General features: G+C 61.5%; 23 protein-coding genes and 1 tRNA gene. 16 read left to right on the top strand and 8 right to left on the bottom strand.

The genetic code is table 11. From position 1 onward, the window contains the following. Positions 1–66: 66 nt before the first annotated feature. Entirely contained in the window at positions 67–1341 is a 1275-nt protein-coding gene (locus D6858_RS09735; protein ID WP_120109456.1) for a dicarboxylate/amino acid:cation symporter, read from the bottom strand. Positions 1342–1454: 113 nt separating this feature from the next. Between D6858_RS09735 and glmM the strand changes: the two genes are divergently transcribed. From glmM to thiD, 3 genes are read left to right on the top strand one after another with little or no spacing between them, the layout of a single operon-like run. Further along, positions 1455–2792 carry a phosphoglucosamine mutase gene (glmM, locus tag D6858_RS09730; RefSeq protein WP_120109453.1) on the top strand — a complete coding sequence of 446 codons (1338 nt, stop codon included), beginning with the start codon at positions 1455–1457 and terminating at the stop codon, positions 2790–2792. Continuing rightward, on the top strand, positions 2792–3016 hold the full coding sequence (locus D6858_RS09725) for a DUF1272 domain-containing protein (protein ID WP_120109450.1): 225 nt from the start codon (positions 2792–2794) through the stop codon (positions 3014–3016). The genes glmM and D6858_RS09725 overlap by 1 nt, the downstream gene beginning before the upstream one ends. Beyond that, positions 3013–3825, top strand: a complete 813-nt coding sequence (gene thiD, locus D6858_RS09720) for a bifunctional hydroxymethylpyrimidine kinase/phosphomethylpyrimidine kinase (protein WP_120109448.1) — start codon at positions 3013–3015, stop codon at positions 3823–3825. The genes D6858_RS09725 and thiD overlap by 4 nt, the downstream gene beginning before the upstream one ends. A 111-nt stretch (positions 3826–3936) precedes the next feature. Here thiD and D6858_RS09715 read toward each other — a convergent pair whose 3' ends face one another. Together D6858_RS09715 and D6858_RS09710 are read right to left on the bottom strand one after the other, a co-directional pair. Next, on the bottom strand, positions 3937–4839 hold the full coding sequence (locus D6858_RS09715; protein WP_120109692.1) for an LOG family protein: 903 nt from the start codon (positions 4837–4839) through the stop codon (positions 3937–3939). A gap of 58 nt (positions 4840–4897) precedes the next feature. Beyond that, positions 4898–4971, bottom strand: a tRNA-Gln gene (locus D6858_RS09710). 185 nt (positions 4972–5156) lie between these two features. On the opposite strand from D6858_RS09710, the gene D6858_RS09705 reads away from it, so the two are divergent. After that, a complete protein-coding gene (locus D6858_RS09705; RefSeq protein ID WP_120109446.1) occupies positions 5157–6464 on the top strand; it encodes a Ppx/GppA phosphatase family protein in 1308 nt (435 codons plus the stop codon). Then, complete coding sequence (locus tag D6858_RS09700; RefSeq protein ID WP_120109444.1) at positions 6461–7126, top strand: RlmE family RNA methyltransferase; 666 nt, start codon at positions 6461–6463, stop codon at positions 7124–7126. Before D6858_RS09705 ends, D6858_RS09700 begins: the two co-directional genes overlap by 4 nt. A gap of 59 nt (positions 7127–7185) precedes the next feature. On the opposite strand, the gene D6858_RS09695 is transcribed toward D6858_RS09700, so the two are convergent. After that, positions 7186–7836 (bottom strand): c-type cytochrome, encoded by a 651-nt coding sequence (locus D6858_RS09695; protein WP_120109441.1) that lies wholly within the window; start codon positions 7834–7836, stop codon positions 7186–7188. A 139-nt stretch (positions 7837–7975) separates the two neighbouring features. On the opposite strand from D6858_RS09695, the gene D6858_RS09690 reads away from it, so the two are divergent. The 9 genes from D6858_RS09690 to bla are packed head-to-tail and all read left to right on the top strand — an operon-like array spanning position 7976 to position 16503. After that, on the top strand, positions 7976–8884 hold the full coding sequence (locus D6858_RS09690) for a prephenate dehydratase (RefSeq protein ID WP_120109439.1): 909 nt from the start codon (positions 7976–7978) through the stop codon (positions 8882–8884). A 46-nt stretch (positions 8885–8930) separates the two neighbouring features. Next, positions 8931–9575, top strand: coding sequence for a hypothetical protein (locus D6858_RS09685; RefSeq protein ID WP_120109437.1), 645 nt, complete (start codon positions 8931–8933; stop codon positions 9573–9575). Further along, positions 9572–10855, top strand: coding sequence for a DUF4350 domain-containing protein (locus D6858_RS09680; protein WP_120109435.1), 1284 nt, complete (start codon positions 9572–9574; stop codon positions 10853–10855). The genes D6858_RS09685 and D6858_RS09680 overlap by 4 nt, the downstream gene beginning before the upstream one ends. Before the next feature lie 2 nt (positions 10856–10857). Further along, positions 10858–11814 carry an AAA family ATPase gene (locus D6858_RS09675; RefSeq protein ID WP_120109689.1) on the top strand — a complete coding sequence of 319 codons (957 nt, stop codon included), beginning with the start codon at positions 10858–10860 and terminating at the stop codon, positions 11812–11814. Between the two features lies 1 nt (position 11815). Beyond that, entirely contained in the window at positions 11816–13144 is a 1329-nt protein-coding gene (locus tag D6858_RS09670) for a DUF58 domain-containing protein (protein ID WP_120109433.1), read from the top strand. After that, positions 13141–14208, top strand: coding sequence for a stage II sporulation protein M (locus D6858_RS09665; protein WP_120109431.1), 1068 nt, complete (start codon positions 13141–13143; stop codon positions 14206–14208). The genes D6858_RS09670 and D6858_RS09665 overlap by 4 nt, the downstream gene beginning before the upstream one ends. Further along, positions 14205–15119 carry an RDD family protein gene (locus D6858_RS09660; protein WP_240623793.1) on the top strand — a complete coding sequence of 305 codons (915 nt, stop codon included), beginning with the start codon at positions 14205–14207 and terminating at the stop codon, positions 15117–15119. The genes D6858_RS09665 and D6858_RS09660 overlap by 4 nt, the downstream gene beginning before the upstream one ends. 26 nt (positions 15120–15145) lie before the next feature. Then, on the top strand, positions 15146–15610 hold the full coding sequence (locus tag D6858_RS09655) for a GNAT family N-acetyltransferase (protein WP_120109429.1): 465 nt from the start codon (positions 15146–15148) through the stop codon (positions 15608–15610). Continuing rightward, positions 15607–16503, top strand: coding sequence for a class A beta-lactamase (gene bla / locus D6858_RS09650; RefSeq protein ID WP_120109427.1), 897 nt, complete (start codon positions 15607–15609; stop codon positions 16501–16503). The genes D6858_RS09655 and bla overlap by 4 nt, the downstream gene beginning before the upstream one ends. A 17-nt stretch (positions 16504–16520) precedes the next feature. Here bla and D6858_RS09645 read toward each other — a convergent pair whose 3' ends face one another. Beyond that, positions 16521–17294 carry an SDR family oxidoreductase gene (locus tag D6858_RS09645; protein WP_120109425.1) on the bottom strand — a complete coding sequence of 258 codons (774 nt, stop codon included), beginning with the start codon at positions 17292–17294 and terminating at the stop codon, positions 16521–16523. Positions 17295–17399: 105 nt separating this feature from the next. Here D6858_RS09645 and D6858_RS09640 point away from each other — a divergent pair, with 105 nt between their 5' ends. Both D6858_RS09640 and D6858_RS16330 read left to right on the top strand, forming a co-directional pair. Further along, positions 17400–18308 (top strand): LysR family transcriptional regulator, encoded by a 909-nt coding sequence (locus tag D6858_RS09640; RefSeq protein WP_120109422.1) that lies wholly within the window; start codon positions 17400–17402, stop codon positions 18306–18308. Positions 18309–18331: 23 nt separating this feature from the next. Further along, on the top strand, positions 18332–18796 hold the full coding sequence (locus D6858_RS16330; protein ID WP_120109420.1) for a PilZ domain-containing protein: 465 nt from the start codon (positions 18332–18334) through the stop codon (positions 18794–18796). 26 nt (positions 18797–18822) lie between these two features. Here D6858_RS16330 and bfr read toward each other — a convergent pair whose 3' ends face one another. Genes bfr through D6858_RS09620 form a run of 3 tightly spaced genes read right to left on the bottom strand, consistent with a single transcriptional unit; the run spans position 18823 to position 20911 of the window. Beyond that, a complete protein-coding gene (bfr, locus tag D6858_RS09630; protein WP_120109417.1) occupies positions 18823–19305 on the bottom strand; it encodes a bacterioferritin in 483 nt (160 codons plus the stop codon). Positions 19306–19342: 37 nt separating this feature from the next. Continuing rightward, a complete protein-coding gene (locus tag D6858_RS09625; protein ID WP_120109415.1) occupies positions 19343–19573 on the bottom strand; it encodes a (2Fe-2S)-binding protein in 231 nt (76 codons plus the stop codon). 57 nt (positions 19574–19630) lie between these two features. Beyond that, complete coding sequence (locus D6858_RS09620) at positions 19631–20911, bottom strand: DUF418 domain-containing protein (RefSeq protein ID WP_120109411.1); 1281 nt, start codon at positions 20909–20911, stop codon at positions 19631–19633. Between the last annotated feature and the right edge of the window lie 34 nt (positions 20912–20945).

The following is a 20945-nucleotide window of genomic DNA, read 5'->3' as shown; positions in this document are numbered from 1 at the left end:
TTGGAGTGGTAGTGAGGGTTCACATAGGCAATGCGCGAGTGACGGCAAGGTTGCAACCGAGTCAATTTAATCCTTGCTTGTCCGGTCGACAGCAGTGGTAACGGCCACGTCCAGCGTCACATTGCCCACCGTCCGCATGATATCCGGCAGCATCTCGACCGCGACCAGCAGGGCCAGCGGCCCGACCGGCACCCCCATCGCCAGTGCGATCGGGCCGATGGATACGACAAAGCTGATCGAACCCGGCAAGCTGACCGACCCGACCGAAATCACCAGCGCCACCGCTATGCCCGCAGCCAGCGAGAGCGGAGTAAGGGTGACACCCGCCAGATGCGCGACATAGATCGCCACAGCCAGATTCATCGCCGGGCTGGTCGAACGGAAAATCGCCACCGCCAACGGCAGGACAAATTCCGCTGTGGTTTCGCGCACACCCAGTCGCTGCGCCGCGACCAGCATCGCGGGCAAGCTGGCTAGCGAACTTTGGGTGGATAGCGCGACAGCCTGTGCCGGGAACATCGCGCGGGTGAACCGCAGCGGATTGATCCCTCCAGCGACCCACGCCAGTACATATCCGCCCAGCATGACGATGAAGCCCATCGCTGCCACCACCAGAATATAGTGCGCCAGCGTCGCGAATGCCGCGCCCCCGCTTTGTGCGGCAACGCCCATTGCCAGCGCAAACACGCCCACCGGGGCCAGCCACAAGACCCATCCGATAATCAGCAGCATCGTGTTGGCCAGCGCGCGGAAGAACTGGATCATCGTGTCGCGCTGCCCCGCGGGCAGGCGCACCAGCGCCAGCGCGAATACGGCGAAGAACAGAGTCAGCGGCAACATTGAGGTGTTGGCCGCCGCCTCCACGATATTGGGAGCGACAAGCGATTCGACGAATGCACCAATCCCCGGCACTTCCTGAGCGGGGCCAGTGCTGGCCGAAAGGATGCCTGCGGCGGAAGCGGGCGGCGGAAATACAGATAGCAACATCGGCAGGACAAAGGCCGACACCAGTCCGCCGAAAATCAGAACTACAGCTATCCAGCTTAACATCCGCCGCGCCACCGCCCCGGCGCGCGCGGCTTGCGCCATTTGCGTGATACCCAGCACCAGCAGCGCCGCGACCAGCGGCACGATAGTGACCTGCAAGGCCCTGAGCCACAAAGAGCCAACCGGCTTGGTTATCGCCAGTATCGGATCGATCGTTGCACTGCCCGCCAATGCCCAGCCTAGTAGCAGGCCCGCGATCAGTCCCGTTAGTGTCCACCCCGCCGGCAGCCGCACGTTGACGAGCTGATGTTCCGCCGATTGCGCGCGTGCAGCGCGATCCCCTGTATCGTCCATTACCCCAGAATAACGCAATTCTCGTTTCGCGCTAGGTACTGACTAAAGGGTGACATTTTCGCCGGTTCACGGCATGGCGGCTGCTATTGACGAGACGAGAGATTGAGAGACAGATGGGACGCAGGTTCTTCGGCACCGACGGCATTCGCGGCCGCACCAATCAGGGGGTGATGACCGCCGCCACAGCGATGAAGGTTGGCCAGGCCGCCGGTCGGCACTTCCTGCGTGGCGACCACCGCCACCGGGTCGTGATCGGCAAGGACACCCGCCTTTCCGGCTATATGATGGAAAGCGCTCTGGTAGCGGGCTTCACCAGTGTGGGGATGGATGTGATCATGACCGGGCCGCTGCCGACCCCGGCGATTGCCCTGCTCACCCGCGAAATGCGCGCCGATCTCGGCGTGATGATTTCCGCCAGCCATAACCCGTTCGAAGACAACGGGATCAAGCTGTTCGGTCCCGATGGCTTCAAACTGTCCGATGCGGACGAACTGGCGATAGAGGCGATGCTCGATCAGGAACTGCCACTGGCAGACGCCCGCCAGATCGGCCGCGCCCGGCGGATCGACGATGCGCGTGGCCGCTATATCCACGCGGTCAAACAGACAGTGTCGAGCGAAATCCGCTTCGACGGCCTGAAGGTTGTGGTCGATTGCGCCAACGGCGCCGCCTATCAGGTGGCGCCGTCTGCGATCTGGGAACTGGGCGCGAAAGTAATCCCCATCGGGGTCGAACCCAACGGCACGAATATCAACGACAAAGTCGGATCGACCTCGCTCGATGCGATCAAGGCGAAAGTCATCGAAACCGGTGCCGATATCGGCATCGCGCTGGATGGCGATGCCGATCGCCTGATCGTAGTCGATGAAAAGGGCGAAACGGTCGATGGCGATCAGATCATGGCGCTCATCGCCCTGCGCCTGCATGGCAAGGGCGCGCTGAAGGGCGGCGGTATCGTGGCCACGGTGATGTCAAACCTCGGCCTCGAACGCTGCCTGCAAGGGCACGGGCTAACGCTAGAGCGCGCCAAAGTCGGTGACCGCTACGTGCTTGAAAAAATGCGCGCAGGCGGGTTCAATGTCGGCGGGGAGCAATCGGGGCACATGATCCTGCTCGATCATGCCACCACCGGCGATGGCACTATTGCGGCCATGCGCGTGCTGGCCAGCCTCGTGCGTTCGGGCAAGCGAGCGAGCGAGATGCTCCACCAGTTCGACCCTGTACCGCAATTGCTGAAAAACGTGCGCTACGATGGCGGCGCCCCGCTCGACGATGCACATGTCAAACAGGCGATTGCAGACGCGGAAAGCGAACTGGCCGGGCGCGGGCGGCTGGTTATCCGCCCGTCGGGCACCGAACCGGTCATCCGGGTGATGGCCGAAGGCGATGACGAAGGGCAAGTCGAACGCGTGGTCGATTCAATCTGCGACGCTGTGCGGGCGGCGGCCTGATGCTGGACATGCGGCCCGATTGCGAACGGTGCGGCACCGATCTGCCGGCAGAGGCACCCGGTGCCTTCATCTGTAGTCTGGAATGCACATTCTGCGCCGAATGCGCCGACGATCTGGATGATCGTTGCCCTAATTGCGGTGGCGAACTGATGGATCGGCCCACGCGGGCAAAATCGCTCCACGCCAAATTCCCGCCATCCACACAGCGGAAGCATTCGGCATGATCGACCGCCCCCCTCCCCGCATATTGTCGATCGCCGGTTCCGATTCGTCGGGCGGCGCGGGAATTCAGGCCGATATCAAGACGATCACGATGCTCGGCGGATATGCGATGACCGCCATCACGGCGATCACGGCGCAAAATACCACCGGGGTTCAGGCGATTGCCCCGCTTTCCGCAGACATGGTTTCAACTCAGATAGATTCGTGCATCAGCGATATCGGGGTGGATGCGATCAAGATCGGGATGCTGCACGATATCGCGATTGTCGATGCGCTCGACAGTGCGCTGGCGGGTCTGGACGCGGCAGTGCCGGTCATCCTCGACCCGGTGATGGTTTCCACCAGCGGCGCGACTTTGATCGCAGAGGATGCCGTCGCGGCGATCCGCGAAAAGCTGTTCGCCCGTTCGATGCTGGTCACGCCCAACTTGCCCGAACTGGCGCACCTTGCGGGGCGCACACTGGAAGATACCAATCAGGTGATCGACGCTGCGGCGGAACTGGCCGACCGCCACGGCTGCTGCGTTCTCGCCAAAGGCGGGCATACCGAAGACGCGCGAGTGATCGACACTCTGATCCAGCCGGGCGGTCGCTGGGTTCAATTCGATCACGCGCGGATCGACACCCGCCACACCCACGGCACCGGCTGCACACTGTCGTCCGCCATCGCCACGCTGATCGGTCACGGGCAGGCGTTGGACCACGCAGTGCGGCTGGGACGGCAATTCGTGCTGGCAGCAATCAATGCCGCACCGGGATTCGGCGCAGGCAACGGCCCGCTGGGGCAGCAGGCGGTGCGTAATCTCAACTAACGCGCACTGCTCCGTTCACTGGAGTAATGCCTAATAAAACGAAGGGGGCGCGGGCTGCCAAACAGCCGCGCCCCCACTCTTCGCGCCGACACGGGGCAATGTCCGACCCTGTCAGCAGGGCGCTTTGAGAGTCGGCTCGTTCAGCTTGTAAAATCCGCAGATGTGGCCCCACGCCTCGTCCGCGGTTTCACACCAGCGGAACAGGTTGAGATCGTCTTTGTTGATCGTTCCTTCTTCGGCCAGTGCCTCGAAATCGATCACGCGGTTCCAGAAATCCTTGCCGAACAGCAGGATCGGAATCGGCTTCATCTTGCCCGTCTGAATTAACGTGAGCAGCTCGAAGAATTCGTCGAACGTACCAAAACCGCCGGGGAACACCGCCACCGCCTTCGCCCGCAGCAGGAAGTGCATTTTGCGAAGCGCGAAGTAGTGGAACTGGAAGCTGAGATAGGGCGTCACATATTTGTTTGGCGCCTGTTCGTGCGGCAACACGATGTTGAGGCCGATCGATTCCGCCCCCGCATCGCTCGCGCCGCGATTGGCCGCTTCCATGATCGACGGGCCACCGCCCGAACAGATCACGAACTGGCGCTTGCCATCTTCCACGATGGATTTTTCGCTGACCATCTTCGCCAGCTTATGCGCTTCGGTGTAATACTTCGCCTTCTCCACCAATCGTTCGACCACCGTGCGATTGGCATCGGTGATGGAAGCGCGCATTTCATCGACCTTGTCAGGCGACGGAATGCGGGCCGAACCATACATCACCAGCGTGGAGCCCACGCCCGCTTCGTCCAACAGCATTTCCGGCTTGAGCAGCTCAAGCTGGAACCGAACCGGGCGCAATTCTTCGCGAACCAGGAAATCGGTGTCGCGAAATGCCAGACGATAGGCCGGATGCCGCGTTTGCGGGGTATCTGGCGTTCCCTTGTCGGTGAATTCGGCTTCCTGTTCGGCGCGGTAAAACTTGCGATCCTTCAGATCGCGTTCCTGTTTCTTATTCTCATCAGTCATCACCGCCCGATAGGCCGCGGCAGAGCGGCGGGCAAGATACAGAAGCACGCGAAGAAGCTGGATGCCCCGTGAGGATTCGAACCTCAATTGACGGAGTCAGAGTCCGTAGTCTTACCATTAGACGACGGGGCATCGGGTGCGCGGCGGTAAGCCCTGCCAACGCGAGAGAGGGCGCACTTAGTTTCCATGCCCCGCAAGGTCAAGGGGATGCGTGACCGATCTCTTGCCCCACGATCAAACCAGCGCTAGCATTGCAGACAGGTGCCCGTGCGCGGACGGTTTTATGCGGCGCGGGTGGATTATTGAGAAAGAGTACAATGGCGGACGTGTCTCCGCCGGACACGAACAGGAGAGCTGGCAGGAAAGGGGGCAAAAAGTCCGGCAAAGTAGCCGATTTTCGCTACAAGGGCCCCCCTCAGCTCAACGATCGTCGACCCGGCCAGTCGCCGGACAATCGCGGCGAACCCAAGGCTTCCGAGCCACAGCGCGGCGCGTCGAATCGGCGCAAAGAGCGGCGCAGGCGGCATGGCGGCAAACCTGCACAGTCTCAGTTGCCTCAGGCCCGGTCACCCCAGGTGCAGTCACCTCAGGTGCAGGCCCAGCCCGAAATCCGGCCCAATTCAGCCGCCGACAAACCACGCCACCCACGCGGCACCCCGCATCCGCGGCAGGCCTATGCCGCGCTCGACCTTGGCACTAACAACTGCCGCCTGCTGATCGCACGCCCTTCGGGAGAAAATTTCACAGTGATCGATGCATTCAGCCGGGTTGTCCGCCTGGGCGAAGGGCTGGCCGCCAGCGGACAATTGAGCGAAGCGGCTATGGATCGCGCCCTGGGCGCATTGCAGGTCTGCTCCGACAAATTGCGCCGCCGCAACGTGTTCCTCGCCCGCTCGGTAGCGACCGAAGCCTGCCGCCGCGCATCCAACGGGGAAGAGTTCATCGAGCGGGTTCGCCGCGAAACCGGCATCGTGCTCGATATCATTTCCGCTCAGGAAGAGGCGCGGCTGGCTGTGCTCGGCTGCCACGTATTGCTGGAACAGGGCACAGGACCGGCGGTGATTTTCGATATTGGCGGCGGTTCAACCGAACTCGTACTGATAGAGCCAACCGATACTGTTCCGCGCATACTCGACTGGGTCAGTGTACCGTGGGGTGTGGTGTCGCTGACCGACACGGTCGGCCGTTCAGAAGGGGATGCGGAAACCCGGCTGGCCCGTTACGCCGAAATGCGCCGCACGGTGTTCGACAGCTTCGCTGACTTCGCGAAGCGTATCGCACCTGCCGCCACGGCCGCGGAGGATGTCCGCCTGCTTGGCACCAGCGGGACAGTGACCACGCTGGCCAGCCTGCATCTCGAATTGCCGCAATACGACAGGCGCGCTGTCGATGGGCTGATCGTTCCATCGCAATCGATGCGTGGGATTGCCGATCGGCTGTCGGCAATGTCGCCCGATGAAAGGCGCACCCTGCCCTGCATCGGCAATGACAGGGCCGATCTGGTTGTCGCCGGTTGTGCAATCCTCGAATCGATTCTCGACATCTGGCCCGCCGACCGGCTGGGCGTGGCCGACCGGGGGATTCGCGAAGGCATCCTTCGCTCGCTGATGGCAGGTGCAGCATGAGCCGGTCGGGACGCAACCCGGACAAACGCGTGCGAACCGCGCGCGGGCGCACTGCATCGTCGAATCGCTGGCTCGAACGCCAGCTCAACGACCCTTACGTAAAACAAGCCAAGGCCGAGGGGTATCGCAGCCGCGCGGCCTATAAGCTGACGGAGCTGGACGATAAGTATCGCCTGTTGAAGGGGGCGCAGCGCGTGGTCGACCTCGGCATCGCTCCCGGCGGATGGAGTCAGGTGGTCCGCAAGCGTGCGCCTCATGCCGCCGTGGTCGGCATCGATCTGCTGGAAACCGAGCCAATCGAGGGCGTTACGATTCTTCAGATGGATTTCATGGCGGACGAAGCGCCGCCCGCGCTCGAATCGGCACTGGGCGGCCCGGCCGATCTGGTGCTGTCCGACATGGCGGCCAACACGGTGGGCCATAAGCAGACCGATCATTTACGAACGATGGGGCTGGTGGAAACAGCCGCGTGGTTCGCGATCGAGAATCTGTCGCCGGGTGGTGCATTCGTGGCAAAGGTGCTGGCAGGCGGGACCGATACCGATCTGCTCGCTCTGCTGAAGAAGCACTTCAAGACTGTCAAACATGCCAAACCACCCGCCAGCCGCAAGGGATCGAGCGAGTGGTACGTGATCGCACAAGGATTCAAGGGCGCCGAATAGCGGCGCCCTTGCAAATTCTTTCAACGATTTAAGCTGAAGGCAACTGCCCGCGCCAAAGCTCAGTTGGCGGGTGCGGCTTCCGCCGGTGCAGCCTCTGCAGGCTTGGCTTCTTCGGCTGCCGCTGCATCCGATGCCGCATCAGCCGGCGCGGCGGCATCGCCTTCAGCCGGTTTAGCTTCCGGGGTCGGCAGTTCGGGGCCGCCGCCCAGCGAGCGCAGATACAGGATGATGTTGGCGCGATCTTCACCCTTCGACAGACCGGCGAAGCTCATCTTGGTGCCCGGCGCAAACGCCTTCGGGCTGGCAAGCCAAGCATCGAGATTTTCGTATGTCCACTTGCCGCCATGTTCGGCCAGCGCAGCAGAGAATGCGAACCCGCGTTTGCCGTGGCCGATATCTTCCCCGACAGTGCCGAACAGATTCGGACCAGTCCCGTTCGCGCCGCCCTGATCGAAAGTGTGGCAAGTGCCGCAACGCGCCTTGGCGTCTTTTTCACCCTTGGCGACATCGGCGGTGGCCAGCAGTTCGGCCAGACTTGGCCCCTTATCGGCCCCGCCTTCGTCCGCCGCGCCTTCGACGGGATAACCCATCTCGTGCGGGGCGTGGTGTTTATCGGCCATGAAATACTTGGCGCTCAGGCTCGACAGGCCGAGTGCGACGATCCCTGAAAACAGGACCCATCCGGCAGCGGTGTTGAAACGGTCGTCCATGCGTGCAGCTATCCCGCGAATTCTCAAAAGTGGTAAAGGTAAAAGTCCCCTTGCGGGCCGCTCTAATTGCACGATTGCCTGCGCGCAAGAGCGGAAACCCTTGCCGCCCGATTGACGCACAGCTACGCGCGCTTCGCCAATGAACAGCTTTCCTGCCCCCGCCCGCGCCATGGTCGCCCAGATGGCCGAAGCCGCCGCCGCCGATCCGGCGCGCGCCATCGCCTATCAGGGCTCGCCCGGGGCCAATTCCCACCGTGCGGCGGTGGAAATGGTCCCCGGTTGCCTGCCACTGCCTTGTTTTTCTTTTGCCGACGCAATCGAAGCGGTGAAAGACGGGCGCGCCGGCGCAGCCGCGATTCCCATCGAAAACAGCCAGCACGGGCGCGTTGCCGATATTCACTTTCTGCTACCGGAAAGCGGGCTGTCGATCGTTGCCGAACATTTTCTGCGAATCAATCATGCGCTGATGGCCGCGCCCACTGCCGATGGAAAACATGGCCCGTTCGAATACGCGCTGAGTCATCCGCAGGCTCTGGGACAAAGCCGCCATTACCTGCAAAAACGCGGGATCAAGCCGCAGGCGCATTCGGATACCGCCGGTGCGGCCGCCTATGTCGCGGAAATGCGCGATCCCACGCTGGCAGCGATTGCCCCGCCGATGGCAGCAGACCTATATGGTCTCGATATCGTGGAAAACGATGTCGAAGATGCTGCGGACAATACCACGCGTTTTCTGCTGCTCGCCCGCGAACCGCTGCCCCCTGAAACGGTCGCAGGCCGACCTGCAATCACTACGTTCGTGTTCGAAGTGAAGAATATTCCCGCTGCACTGTACAAGGCGTTGGGCGGGTTCGCGACCAACGGCGTCAATATGACCAAGCTGGAAAGTTACCAGATCGGCGCGCGGTTTGCTGCTTCGATGTTCTATTCGGATATTCTCGGTGCACCGGGCGATCCGGCTGTCGACCGGGCGCTGGACGAGCTGGCGTACCACAGCAAGGAGCTCCGCATTCTAGGCACTTACCCCCAGGCACGCGAGCGCGGTTGATCTCTGCGCTTGCGGTGGCGCGCCGGGCGTGTCACCACCTTTTCCTGTGACGACAAGTACGGGGGAATTGCAGCCAGCAGGCGAAGCGTGGGATGCCGTCCGCGCGGATTCTTCCATTCAATATGCGCCGATTCCCCAACCCAAGACTGCTCAGCCGCCTGCGTGGCTGGAGACCGTGTTCAAATGGCTGACGGAAGTGCTGGGCCCGGTAGGGCGCTGGCTGGTTAATGCATGGCCAGTGCTGAAATGGGCTTTGCTGGCACTGGCCATCGCCGCCCTGCTGTATCTGTTATGGAAACTGATCGGCCCCACGCTTGGCTGGCGGCCGCAAAAGCACAGCGATTCCTATCGCGAAGACGAATGGCAACCTACCCATGCCGCTGCGCTAGCTTTGCTCGAAGATGCAGACCGGCTTGCCGCAGAGGGGTGCTTCGATGAAGCGACGCATTTGTTGCTCCAGCGAAGTGTAACCCAGATTGCCGATGCCCGCCCCGATCTGGTCGATCCATCCAGCACTGCGCGCGAGCTGGCGGCATTGCCTGCCCTGCCCGATGCCGCACGTGCGGCCTTCGGTACGATAGCGACCCGTGTGGAACGTAGCCTGTTCGCGCTCCGCACACTCGGTGCAGACGACTGGCAGATCGCCCGCGATGCATATGCTGCGTTCGCTCTGGAACGGATCGCCCGATGAGTGGTACGGGCGCCTCTGCCTTCAACCCGCGCGTGATTCTGGGGCTGGTGCTGTTCGGCGCAGTGGCGTTTCTTGCTACCCTGTATTTCATCGGCAGTGGACAAACCGGCAAGAGCGGTGTGGCCGAAGCCGACGTGACCAATCGCGGCCTTAATGGGTACGCCGCGCTGTATCGAATGCTGGAACGGCAGGGACACGATGTCTCCCAATCGCGCAGCCGCAAGCAATATCTGACCGATGGCCTGCTGATCCTGACGCCATCCGCCAATGCCGAAGCTGACGATATTCGCAAGGTTATCGAAGATCGCCGCTATATCGGCCCCACTGTGCTGATTATCCCCAAATGGGTCGCAATCGACGCGCCACGCACACTCCCCGGCCGCAAGCCCGATTGGGTCATGCTGGGCGGCAGCTTCACCCCCGAATGGGCGTCCGAACTGGGAGATGACTTGTCGCTGGAGACAAAGATCGAACCGGTCGAAAAAGGGACCGCACGGTGGAGTGGGTTGGGCAAGTCAGGCGCTTTGCCCAGCCCGGAATATGTGCAGGCCTTCACACAAGGGCGGATCGTCGGTCTGGCAGAAGATGCCCAAGGGCGGAATCTCGTCGGCTATATGGACGATGGCGGTTGCTATCCGGTGCTCGATCAGGCTGCCGGGCTGGCCGCCATCCCCCCCGACGACTGTACCGAAGATCGATGGAACGTCATGGTCGTGGCCGAACCTGACCTGATGAATAACTATGGGCTGGCGGATCGCAACCGTGCACTGTTCGCAGCGCAAGTGGTGAACCTTGCCCGCGAAGGGATGGACCTGCCGATCGTTTTCGACACGACATTGGCCGGTGCGGGTGGCACACAGAATCTGTTGACGCTGGCGTTCACCCCGCCGTTCCTTGCAGCGACGCTGTGCCTGCTGATCGCGATGCTGATCGTGGGATGGCGCGCGTTTCGCCGCTTTGGCCCGCCTATGGCGGAAGGGCGGGCGATTGCATTCGGCAAGCGACAACTGGTGGCCAATGCCGCCGGATTCACGATCCGCAGCCGGCGCCTGCATCTGCTGACTGCGCCCTATGCCGCACTGGTCGCCCGGCGGCTGGCGGCGGTGCTGGGGCTGCGTTCGGCAGACCCGGTCGCAATCGATGCGGCGGTTGCCCGGCGGGCACCGGACGCACCGGTTTACTCCCAACTCGCCGCTCGTCTGTCTCAGGCGCGTGGCCCATCCGAAATCCTGCGTGCCGCGCACGCGCTCAAGTCGCTGGAAAGGACTATCGCCCCATGACCATGACCCTCCCCGAGGTTCGCACCCTTGCCGGTGCGATCCGCGCCGAAGTGGCCAAGGCCGTTGTCGGGCAGGAGGAAACCGTCGAACACCTGCTGGTCGCGCTGCTGGCCGAAGGGCACGTGTTGCTGGAAGGGCCGCCGGGAACCGCGAAGACATTTCTGGCGCAATGTTTCGCCACTGCGCTGGGCCTCGATTTCGGGCGCATCCAGTTCACGCCTGACTTGCTGCCGGGCGATATTCTGGGTTCCAACCTGTTCAATTTCCAGACCAGCCAGTTCACTCTGACGCGCGGACCGATCTTCTGCGACCTGCTGCTAGCCGACGAAATCAACCGCACCCCGCCCAAAACCCAAGCCGCTTTGCTGGAAGCGATGCAGGAACGGCGCGTGACGCTGGACGGCGAAACCCATGCATTGCCCGAACATTTCATGGTCGTCGCCACGCAGAACCCAATTGAAAATCAGGGCGTCTATCCTTTGCCCGAGGCGCAGCTCGACCGGTTTCTGTTCAAGCTGCTGGTGCCCTATCCCTCGTCCGAGGAAGAGGCGGCGATTGTCACCCGTTTCGGGAAGCGCCAGGGTCCGCAGCGCCCGGCGGATTTCGGCATCGCAGCCGTTGCCAATGGCGAAACGATCGGACAAGCGACCGCAGCGCTCGATCAGGTGACAATGGCGGAAGAAATCGTCGACTATGTCGTGCGGCTGGTGCGCGCCACACGTGACAATGCCGATCTCAGTAGCGGGGCCTCGCCGCGCGCGGCTGTACAACTGGCGAACGCCGCCCGCGCCCGCGCCGCGCTGGAGGGGCGCGATTATGTCATCCCCGACGATGTGAAGGCGCTGGCCGTGGCTGTGCTGCGCCACCGCCTCGTGCTCAGCCCCGCAGCGGAGATCGAAGGGCGCGCAGTCGAAACGCTGGTCGCTGAGCTGGTCGAATCGACCGAGGCCCCGCGCTGAGGTGAAGCTGCCGCTTGTCCCCACTGCCCGCGCAGCATGGATCGCCGCGCTCGCCGCGCCGGTGGCCCTGCTGATCGCAGCCGCGGCACCCGCTGCATGGGTGGTCGCGCCCGCGGCGGGTGTGGCATTGCTGGTGGTGATCGTGCTCGATGCGCTGGTGGCCGGTCGGCTCGACGGCTGGCGCGTGATCGCGCCGCACGATTGCGAAGTGGGGGAGCCGCTGCACGTGCAGGTGTTGGCCGACCTGTCTGCCCGCGCTGGCGGTGGCGCTGTCGATGCCGCGCTGGAATTCGATTCCCGTCTGGAAGACGGTGGCCGGGCATTTGTGGCCCTGCACCCCGATCAAGGGAACGATACCTGGCAGGGGGATATCACGCTCACCCCCAACCGGCGCGGCACGGCCACGCTCGACCGGGTCTGGCTACGCTGGACTGGCCCGCTGGGTTTGGGGGCGCGGCAGATGCAGCACGATCTGGATCATGCTATCCGCATCTGGCCCGATCTGTCGCCCGTACGCAGTCCGGCACTGCAACACTTTCTGCGCGACGCTCAGTTCGGCCTGATCGCCCGTCGTATCCGCGGCGAAGGCACACAATTCGAAGCGCTGAGCGAATACGAACCCGGTATGGATCGCCGCCGGATCGACTGGAAGGCCAGCGCGCGCCACACCCGTCTCTATGCCCGCGAAAACGAAAGCGAGCGCAACAACCAGATCGTGTTTGCGTTCGATTGCGGTCAGGCAATGTGCGAACCCGTCGATGGTCTGCCGCGTATCGACCGCGCCGTTTCTGCCGCGCTGACCGCTGCCTATGTCGCGCTGAAAGGCGGTGACCGCGTGTCGCTGTTCGGATTTGCCGCCCGCCCGCAAATCGCCACTCCGTTTTACGGCGAAACCCGCCAGTTCCACCGCTTGCAGGCCGCCGCTGCCGCGCTGGATTATCACAGTGAAGAACCCAACTTCACGCTGGCGCTGGCGACACTGTCCAGCCGGTTGCAGCGGCGTAGCATGGTAGTGGTGTTTTCCGATTTCACTGACCCGACCGGGGCAGAAATCATGATCGAAAGCCTTGGGCGACTGGTCGAACACCATCTGGTGCTGTTCGTTACCATTGCCGACAGCGAGCTGTCCGATCTGGAAGATGCCGCCCCCGATACGCTCGATAATCTGGCAATGGCAGTCACTGCCGATACTCTGTCGCGCCAGCGCGCACTGGTGCTGCAGCGTCTGCGCCAGATGGGGATCGACGTGATCGAGGCACCGTGGGATCGGATCGGCTATCGCCTGATCGATGCCTATCTGGCCGTCAAACGCAGTGGAGCGATCGGATGAAGGCCCCTACCCTCAGCGGCCTGTTCGGCCGAAAACAGGACGCCAGCCCGCCACCCGATATCGAAGCGGCCGCTCTGCGTTCTGACAGGTTCCGGCTGGCCCGCGAAGGCGACTGGCAGCGGCTCGATACTATCGTCACCGCTATGGAAGAGAACCGCCTGCGCCGCCTGTCCGATGATGACGTACTGGCCTTGCCTGCGCTTTATCGCACCACTGCATCCAGCCTGGCGGTGGCGCGCGAAACTTCGCTCGATTCCGCGACAATCGCCTATCTCGAATCGCTGGTGCAACGGGCATGGTTTCAGGTCTATGGTCCACGACAGGGCTTTGTACGATGGCTCGGCGGATTTCTCGGCGGTGGGCTGAGCCGGGCGATACGTGAAATCTGGCCGGAAATTCTGGTCGCGCTGGCCGTGATGGTGGCCGGAGTGGCGACCGGGTGGCTGCTGGTCAGCGGCGATCAGGACTGGTATTTCTCCCTCGTCCCCAGCCAGTTCGCCGACACCCGCGTGCCGGGCGCATCGCGCGCAGTATTGATGGAATCGCTGTCCACCGCCGATAGCGCGGGCGGCTTGTCAGGCTTTGCCGCCTATCTGTTTCAGAACAATGCCAGCGTTTCGATCCTCGCATTCGCGCTGGGATTTGCATTTGGCATACCGACGTTGATGATCCTTCTGAAAGAAATGGCCACGCTCGGCGCGATGCTGTGGCTGTTTTCCACGCGAGGGCTGACACTGGATTTCGCCGCATGGCTTTCGGTTCACGGAACGACCGAACTGTTTGCCATCCTGCTGGCCGGAGCTGCTGGCCTGCACGTGGGGCGTTCAATGGCATTTCCTGGCGGGCGCTCGATCATGGCGGCTGCAGCGGAAAGCGGTCGGCGGGCGGCCATTGTGATGGCAGGGGTCGTGATGATGCTGATCGTCGCTGCTCTGCTGGAAGGGTTCGCCCGGCAACTGGTGGGCGATACGCTGGAACGGCTCGCAATCGGCGGCTCGATGCTGGTGATCTGGTGCGCTTATTTCTTCGCATTCCGCCGCGTTCCGCCGGGTGCAGAGCGATGAACATGCGCGACCGGCAGTCTGCGTTTATCGCCAGGCGGCAACGCACGGTTCTGACACCCGAAGGACTGGCGTTGCCCTTTATCGTCGGATCACGGTCGGCCCGGATCGGTGCGCTGATCCTAGACTATCTGATCCTTCTGGTTGGCACTGTCGCAGTAACAATAGCGATGGCTTACATCGGCCTGCCCTTGCGCGAGATGGAAGGTGGCGACGGTGCCGGCGAGTTTCTGGCGGTATTGTGGACCATATTCTGGTTCATCGCGTGGAACGGATATTTCATGGCGTTCGAACTGGGCCCGCGCGGGGCAACCCCCGGCAAACGGATCGTCGGTATCCGCGTTGCCGCTCGCCCCAACGCCGCAGGCAGCGCGGGTCGGTTGACGCCGGAAGCAGTGATCGCCCGCAATCTGCTGCGCGATATCGAACTGTTTATGCCGCTGATTCTCGTGCTGATGGCGCCTAGCGGTGCGGGCGGCCCTGCGGCGATGGCCGCAACGGCGTGGTTCCTTATTTTCGCGCTGTTCCCGTTCTTCAACCGGGATGCGTTGCGCGCTGGCGATCTGATTGCCGGAACATGGGTAGTTGAAGCGCCCCGCACAAAACTGGCCCGCGCGCTTTCGGTGGAAGGGGGCGCGCACGGCGCCAGCGAAGTGACCGGGGCAACATACCGCTTCGGAGATGAGGAATTGTCGATCTACGGCGAATACGAATTGCAGACGTTGGAACGGGTGCTGCGCGACAATCAGGCCGAAGCGATGGAGGCGGTGCACGCGGCGATCTGTCGCAAAATCGGCTGGACCCCCGGCGCAGGCGATGAACGCGCCTTTCTGGAGGCATTCTACGCCCAACTGCGCGCCCGGCTGGAAAATGACATGCGTTTCGGCAGGCGCAAGGCGGATAAATTCAGCTAGGGCCAGCCCCCTAAGGTAAACACACAATGCCCCACTATTCCATTCGCCCCGATCCCCTTTGCGATCAGGACGTGCTCGACCTGCTGCAACTGCATCTGAACGAGATGCACCAGTGGTCGCCAGCCTGCAAAGTGCATGCGATGCCTGCCGAACGTCTGCGGGCCAATGATGTGGCATTTTATTCGGCGTGGGATGGCGACAAGCTGGCCGCCGTTGGTGCACTGAAGGATCTCGGCGGCGGCAGGGGGGAACTGAAATCGATGCGCACCGCCCCCGCCTATCGCGGCAAAGGTGCGGGGCGCGCCATGCTCGACCACCTGATCGCGGAAGCGCGGCATCGCGGGATGGTGTGGCTGGGTCTGGAAACCGGAAATGCCACTCCCTTCGACGCTGCGCGGGCACTTTACGCCCGCAACGGGTTTGCCCAATGCTCCGCATTCGGCGACTACGTTTCCGACGATTTTAGTATCTGCATGGAACGCACCTTATGAAGTTCAATCGCCGCACCACTCTCGCCGGGACTGGCGCGCTCATCGCGGGCGCCTGCGTTCCGTTGCAACAGGACACATCCGGCAGGCTGACGGCAAAGCTGCGCCTGATCGAAGTGGGTAGCGGCGGCACACTGGGGGTGATGCTGCTGAATACAGCGGATGGCCAGACCATCGGCCACAATTCCGGCGAACGCTTCGCCATGTGCTCCACCTTCAAGGCAAGCCTTGCCGCGCTCGCGCTCGATCGCGCAGCAAAGGGTGCGCTCGATCTCGATAAAGTTTTGTATTGGCGGGAAAGCGATCTGCAATCCTACGCGCCGTTCGCAAAAGAACGGCTGGTCACCGGTGCGACGATCCGCGAACTTGCCCGCGCGGCGCAGGTTCTGTCGGACAACACAGCTGCCAATCTCGTGCTCGGCGCCGTCGGCGGCCCTTCGGCGCTAACGCAATTCTGGCGCAGTCTGGGGGACGATGTCTCGCGGCTGGATAACGTCGAGCCGCTGCTCAATGTTGTGCTGCCCGGCAGAGTGGAAAATACCACTACCCCCGTTGCAATGGCGCGCACTCTGGCCAAAATCCTTTTCCGTGGCGGCGTAGCTCCGCAAGCAGCGCAGACTTTGCAGCAATGGATGCGCGAAACGCAGACCGGTACAAAGAAAGTGCGAGCCGGGTTGCCAGCCGAATGGGTCGCAGGCGACAAGACCGGCTTTTCCGGCTCGCCACCCGGAATGCAGGGAGTCTCTGCCGATATTGGATTCGCGATACCGGTCGATGACGCGCCAATTGTGTTCGCCACATATCACCGCGCCACCACGGTCGGCCCGCCCAGCCCGATGGCCGACGCTGCGATGGCGCAGGTCGGCGGTATCATCAGGCAATTTACGGGGGTTTAAGTGTCAGAAATACGAGGCTACTTGGTGGTATAGCCGCCATTGACGAGGATTGTCTGTCCGGTCATCCACCAACCCTCTGTAATCAAAAAGCGAATCCACGGAACGATGTCTTCGATATCGGTCAGTCCCGTCTTTGAAAATCGTGAAAGCGCCGCCGCACTCTTGTGATAGGCCTGCGCCTCCGAGGATTCCTGCCCATAAAAGAACGGCGTATCCATCGGCCCTGGACCAATGGCTGTCACAGAAATTCCGCGTTCGCTAAACTCTTTCGATGCTGCACGGGTGAAGTGCTCGACCGGTGCCTTGCTACCTGCATATGTCGCGTAAAACGGCGTGTACGCGCCCAGCAGAGAGGTCACCAAAGTGCAGATCTTGCCGTTATCGCTGACATGCTTTCCGGCTTCTTTCAGGAAGAAAAACGCGGACTTGGCATTGACTGCGCTCATGCTGTCATAATCGTCTTCGGTCGTCTCAAGCATCGGCTTCTTCAGCACTTTGCCGACTGTGTTCACAGCGACATCGATGCGGCCCATTGCCGCAACGGCATCGGCAAACAATTGCTCCATCGCACCGACCGTCGTCAGATCAGCTTGAAAGGTATGTGCTTTTGCACCTGCATCTTCGATCACCGCGGCTGTTTCTTCGGCTGCCGCCTTTGCCGAATCGCTGTTGTAATGAATGGCAACAGAGCTCGCCCCCCGCTCCGCCAGATCTCGGGCGAGCAACCCGCCCAGATTTTTGGCGCCGCCTGCAATGAGCGCGGTCTTCCCGTTGATTGAATGATCGACCATTCTGAATGCCTCCTATTATGTGACTGACATCCGTTTGGCTGTTTATCATTGCTGGATAAATGAGCTTTCTTGACTTCATATGTTGTATATTTGAAACAATGAGCGATGGACCGGATCGAATTGCTCAATGTGTTCTGCCACGTCGTGGAATGTGGCAGCTTCACGCGTGCGGCAGATCGGCTGACTATGCCGCGATCGTCCGTTTCTCTGGCAATTCAAGAACTTGAACGGATCGTCGGAACGCGCCTGCTTCATCGCACGACACGCAAGGTTTCCCCAACGCAGGATGGGCTTGAATGCTACGAACGGTGTCAGCCGCTAATCGAAGAATTCGACGATCTCAGCAATATGTTCACTGCGGCGCAACGCGGCCTGAGCGGTCGCATCCGGGTCGATCTGCCCGGTCGGATCGGTCGACTGATCGTAGCCCCGGCCATTGGCGAATTTCTCGCCCAACATCCTGAAATCGATATAATAATGGGCGTCACTGATCGCTCTACCGATCTGATTGAGGAAGGTGTCGATTGCGTCTTGCGCGTAGGGACTCCTGAAAACAGCTTCCTCGTCGCGCGTCAAATCGGTGAGGTAAAGCTGACCAATGTTGCCAGCCCAGACTATCTGGCGCGTCACGGAACCCCATGCATCCCGGCTGATTTGTCGGATCACAGCATGGTGTTGTTTGCCTCGCCCAACACCGGGCGGGTCGAGCACTTTGAATGGGTTGCCAGCGGTCAGCTATATACACAGCCCGTTCGCGGGCGGCTGACGGTGAACAATGCCGAGGCTATGATCGCCGCCTGCCATGCCGGTTTAGGCATAATCCAAATCCCGGCATATGACATACAGGACTCGATCGCCCGAGGTGAACTAGTTGAAATCATGCCCGAATTTCGCGCAGATTCCATGCCGATGAACCTGCTTTTTCCCCGCCGCCGCGAAAGGACGAGGCGGGTGCTAATATTTGCCGATTGGCTGGAATCGCTCGTCCGTCGCGAAATTCTAAGGACACAATAAAGTAATAGACCACGTCGCAGAACATGCTCAGTCTCGGCATCAGGACACTGAAATATAGTATTTTCCCCAGCCCCGCCTTGGATCCAAATTTAGACCAACCCCCATACGGTCATCCACACGTCGCAAAAAACAGTGATCCGATGAGCAGAAATGCCAACAGAGCTCCACGAAAGGCCGCCTTCATCAAGGCGAAGATTCGTCGCAACAATGACTGGGCCGATGCATCGATCGCCAATGTATCGACATCGGGTTTGATGATCAAAACGCAGTCTCCACCCGAAGTCGGCTCAATCGTTGAACTTCGGCATCGAGGATGGAATATGCAAGGCGAAGTGGTCTGGAACAGCCGGTCGCGCGCTGGTATTCGCGCCTTCGAGCCAATCGATATAGCTGAACTAACTGGCAATTCCGGTCTTGGCCAAAGTGTGCGGAGTGACACATCACGGCCGACGCCCAAGGGCATATGGCATTGGGCCCGGGCGCGCTAAATCGCACGCGCCCGACACCCGTAATTTCAATCGCTTCCAGCCGACTTGCTTTGTAATTGCACGTAATTCAGCAAGCCCATCCGCTCGATCATGTCGAACTGAGTTTCGAGAAAGTCGACGTGATCTTCCTCGCTTTCCAGAATTCGTTCAAATATCTCACGACTGGTATAGTCGCGCACGGTTTCGCAATGGGCGATCGCCTCCTTGAGCAGAGGAATTGCTTCCATTTCCACGGCGAGATCGGCCCGCAGGATTTCCTCTACCGTTTCACCGACTTTCAGCCTGTGGATCGCCTGAAAATTCGGCAGGCCCTGCAGAAACAGGATACGCTCGGCCAGAACATCGGCGTGTTTCATTTCGTCGATGGATTCGTGGCGTTCGTATTCTGCAAGCTTCGTCACGCCCCAGTCGGCCAGCACACGATAGTGCAGCCAGTACTGATTGATTGCGGTCAGTTCGTTTGTCAGTGCCTTGTTGAGGAACTCGATGACCTTCTCGTCACCCTTCATCGCTGTCTCCTGTGCTGCGTTACCGACAGCTTAGACGTCAGGAGGCGGAGCGGGCAAGCTGCGACTGTCCTGTAGCAAATCCCGAAGACATAGCGCCCAGAGCCGGGGCACGCTCTTCGAACAGGATTTCCTCTGCCTCGTCCAGGCAATGGCCGCATTGGGGCCGCTTGCCCAGCTCGGCATAGACTTGTTCGGCATCGCCGCCGCACCGCCGCGCAGCGCGGCGCAGGTCGCATTCACGGATGGCATTGCAGATGCAGGTGTACACGAAGTTCTCCCATGTGACGATTCGTAAGCTAATGCGAGTAAATCGCAATAGCAAGCCCTAGTGGCGTTTCAGAGGAAATCGGCGGCCATAAGTCATGCATCGCCAGACCCATTCGAGAGGTCCGTAGTTAAAGCGAGCGAGCCACCATTTCGACCACGCGAGCATAGCCCCGCACCCAAACAGCACGACTACGTACAGTTCCACGCGGTTCAGCTGGCCAAACAATCGCAGGCCCGGCGGCTGAAACACGAACAGCATCGCTAGCGATGTGCCGATGTAGTTGGAAAACGCCATCCGCCCCGCCGCGATAGTCCGCCGCCCCAAGCGGCCATGCACGTGCTGCCCGGCCACCGCCAGCAGAGCGGCCAGCCCCACCACCACCGGCAGGCGGGTAAATGCCGAGGGGCCGAGGAACGCAAACAGCGATCCGCTGTAACTCAGCCCGTCGCGCACCACCCACAGGCCCAGCGCAGCGGTTGCCAGCGAGCCTGTCGCCACGCCGATCCATCCCCAGCGCAGCTGAGTGCGCCGCTCGACAGAGCCGTCGAACAGACCGAAACGGTAGAGCGCCATTCCAATCAGCATCAGCGGCAGTGTTTCCAGCCACACTTGCACGATTGCCAGCAACCATTCGCTGGCGTGGGCGTGCACGGCATGTTCGACATATTCGAAATAGCTGCCATTGCGCGCGATCAGCATTTCGGCGGCCCCGTCGGCACGCTCCTGCGCCAGCAATTCTTCCAGCTCGGCGCTGAGCGATATCCCACCCGGCGCCCAATCTGCCCACAACGCACCGAATTGCGCGCTATAGACCAGCGCACCGGCGGAATAGCCGATCAGCCCGACAGCCAGTAGCGCCTCTGCCCTTAAGCGGAGGAACAGCAGCGCAACAATCCCGCAAGCCGCATAGGCTGTGAGAATATCCCCGCGCCAGAGCAGGAAATAATGCGCCAGACCGAACAGCATCAGGCCCGCCAGACGGCGCACCTGCCGCCATCCGCTGTCGCCGCGCCGCTCGGCACGGTCCATGAACAGCACCAGCCCGGCCCCGAAAAGCAGCGTGAACAGCCCGCGCATTTTCCCGTCGATCAGCACGAACTGGACCAGCCACAGCCAGTTGTCATAGGCGTGGAGCGGTGTCGCAAACCCGCCAGGCCAAGTATAGGCCAGAAATGGCTGACCGAAGCCGACTATATTGGCCGCAAGGATACCCATCACCGCGACCCCACGGGTGAAGTCGAGGCTTTCCAGACGTGAATAGGCGCCGGGTTGTTGCGCGCCGGATGCCGTGTCCGATGCCGGAAGGGGAATATCCGCTGCGGAAATATCGTCTGCCATGCTCTCTCCGCGCCTCAGCGCTGCACGTATCAGG

Source organism: Tsuneonella suprasediminis, assembly GCF_003605755.1.
Taxonomy (GTDB): domain Bacteria; phylum Pseudomonadota; class Alphaproteobacteria; order Sphingomonadales; family Sphingomonadaceae; genus Tsuneonella; species Tsuneonella suprasediminis.
Note: the sequence above shows the minus strand (reverse complement) of the source record. Positions and strands in the feature narration are given on the sequence as shown.

Excerpts from the sequence above, each read along its gene's own strand:
- D6858_RS09735 (WP_120109456.1), bottom strand. The coding sequence starts at position 1,341 with ATGGACGATACAGGGGATCGCGCTGCACGCGCGCAATCGGCGGAACAT.
- glmM (WP_120109453.1), top strand. The coding sequence starts at position 1,455 with ATGGGACGCAGGTTCTTCGGCACCGACGGCATTCGCGGCCGCACCAAT.
- D6858_RS09725 (WP_120109450.1), top strand. The coding sequence starts at position 2,792 with ATGCTGGACATGCGGCCCGATTGCGAACGGTGCGGCACCGATCTGCCG.
- thiD (WP_120109448.1), top strand. The coding sequence starts at position 3,013 with ATGATCGACCGCCCCCCTCCCCGCATATTGTCGATCGCCGGTTCCGAT.
- D6858_RS09715 (WP_120109692.1), bottom strand. The coding sequence starts at position 4,839 with ATGACTGATGAGAATAAGAAACAGGAACGCGATCTGAAGGATCGCAAG.
- D6858_RS09705 (WP_120109446.1), top strand. The coding sequence starts at position 5,157 with ATGGCGGACGTGTCTCCGCCGGACACGAACAGGAGAGCTGGCAGGAAA.
- D6858_RS09700 (WP_120109444.1), top strand. The coding sequence starts at position 6,461 with ATGAGCCGGTCGGGACGCAACCCGGACAAACGCGTGCGAACCGCGCGC.
- D6858_RS09695 (WP_120109441.1), bottom strand. The coding sequence starts at position 7,836 with ATGGACGACCGTTTCAACACCGCTGCCGGATGGGTCCTGTTTTCAGGG.
- D6858_RS09690 (WP_120109439.1), top strand. The coding sequence starts at position 7,976 with ATGAACAGCTTTCCTGCCCCCGCCCGCGCCATGGTCGCCCAGATGGCC.
- D6858_RS09680 (WP_120109435.1), top strand. The coding sequence starts at position 9,572 with ATGAGTGGTACGGGCGCCTCTGCCTTCAACCCGCGCGTGATTCTGGGG.
- D6858_RS09675 (WP_120109689.1), top strand. The coding sequence starts at position 10,858 with ATGACCCTCCCCGAGGTTCGCACCCTTGCCGGTGCGATCCGCGCCGAA.
- D6858_RS09665 (WP_120109431.1), top strand. The coding sequence starts at position 13,141 with ATGAAGGCCCCTACCCTCAGCGGCCTGTTCGGCCGAAAACAGGACGCC.
- D6858_RS09660 (WP_240623793.1), top strand. The coding sequence starts at position 14,205 with ATGAACATGCGCGACCGGCAGTCTGCGTTTATCGCCAGGCGGCAACGC.
- D6858_RS09655 (WP_120109429.1), top strand. The coding sequence starts at position 15,146 with ATGCCCCACTATTCCATTCGCCCCGATCCCCTTTGCGATCAGGACGTG.
- bla (WP_120109427.1), top strand. The coding sequence starts at position 15,607 with ATGAAGTTCAATCGCCGCACCACTCTCGCCGGGACTGGCGCGCTCATC.
- D6858_RS09645 (WP_120109425.1), bottom strand. The coding sequence starts at position 17,294 with ATGGTCGATCATTCAATCAACGGGAAGACCGCGCTCATTGCAGGCGGC.
- D6858_RS09640 (WP_120109422.1), top strand. The coding sequence starts at position 17,400 with ATGGACCGGATCGAATTGCTCAATGTGTTCTGCCACGTCGTGGAATGT.
- D6858_RS16330 (WP_120109420.1), top strand. The coding sequence starts at position 18,332 with ATGCTCAGTCTCGGCATCAGGACACTGAAATATAGTATTTTCCCCAGC.
- bfr (WP_120109417.1), bottom strand. The coding sequence starts at position 19,305 with ATGAAGGGTGACGAGAAGGTCATCGAGTTCCTCAACAAGGCACTGACA.
- D6858_RS09620 (WP_120109411.1), bottom strand. The coding sequence starts at position 20,911 with ATGGCAGACGATATTTCCGCAGCGGATATTCCCCTTCCGGCATCGGAC.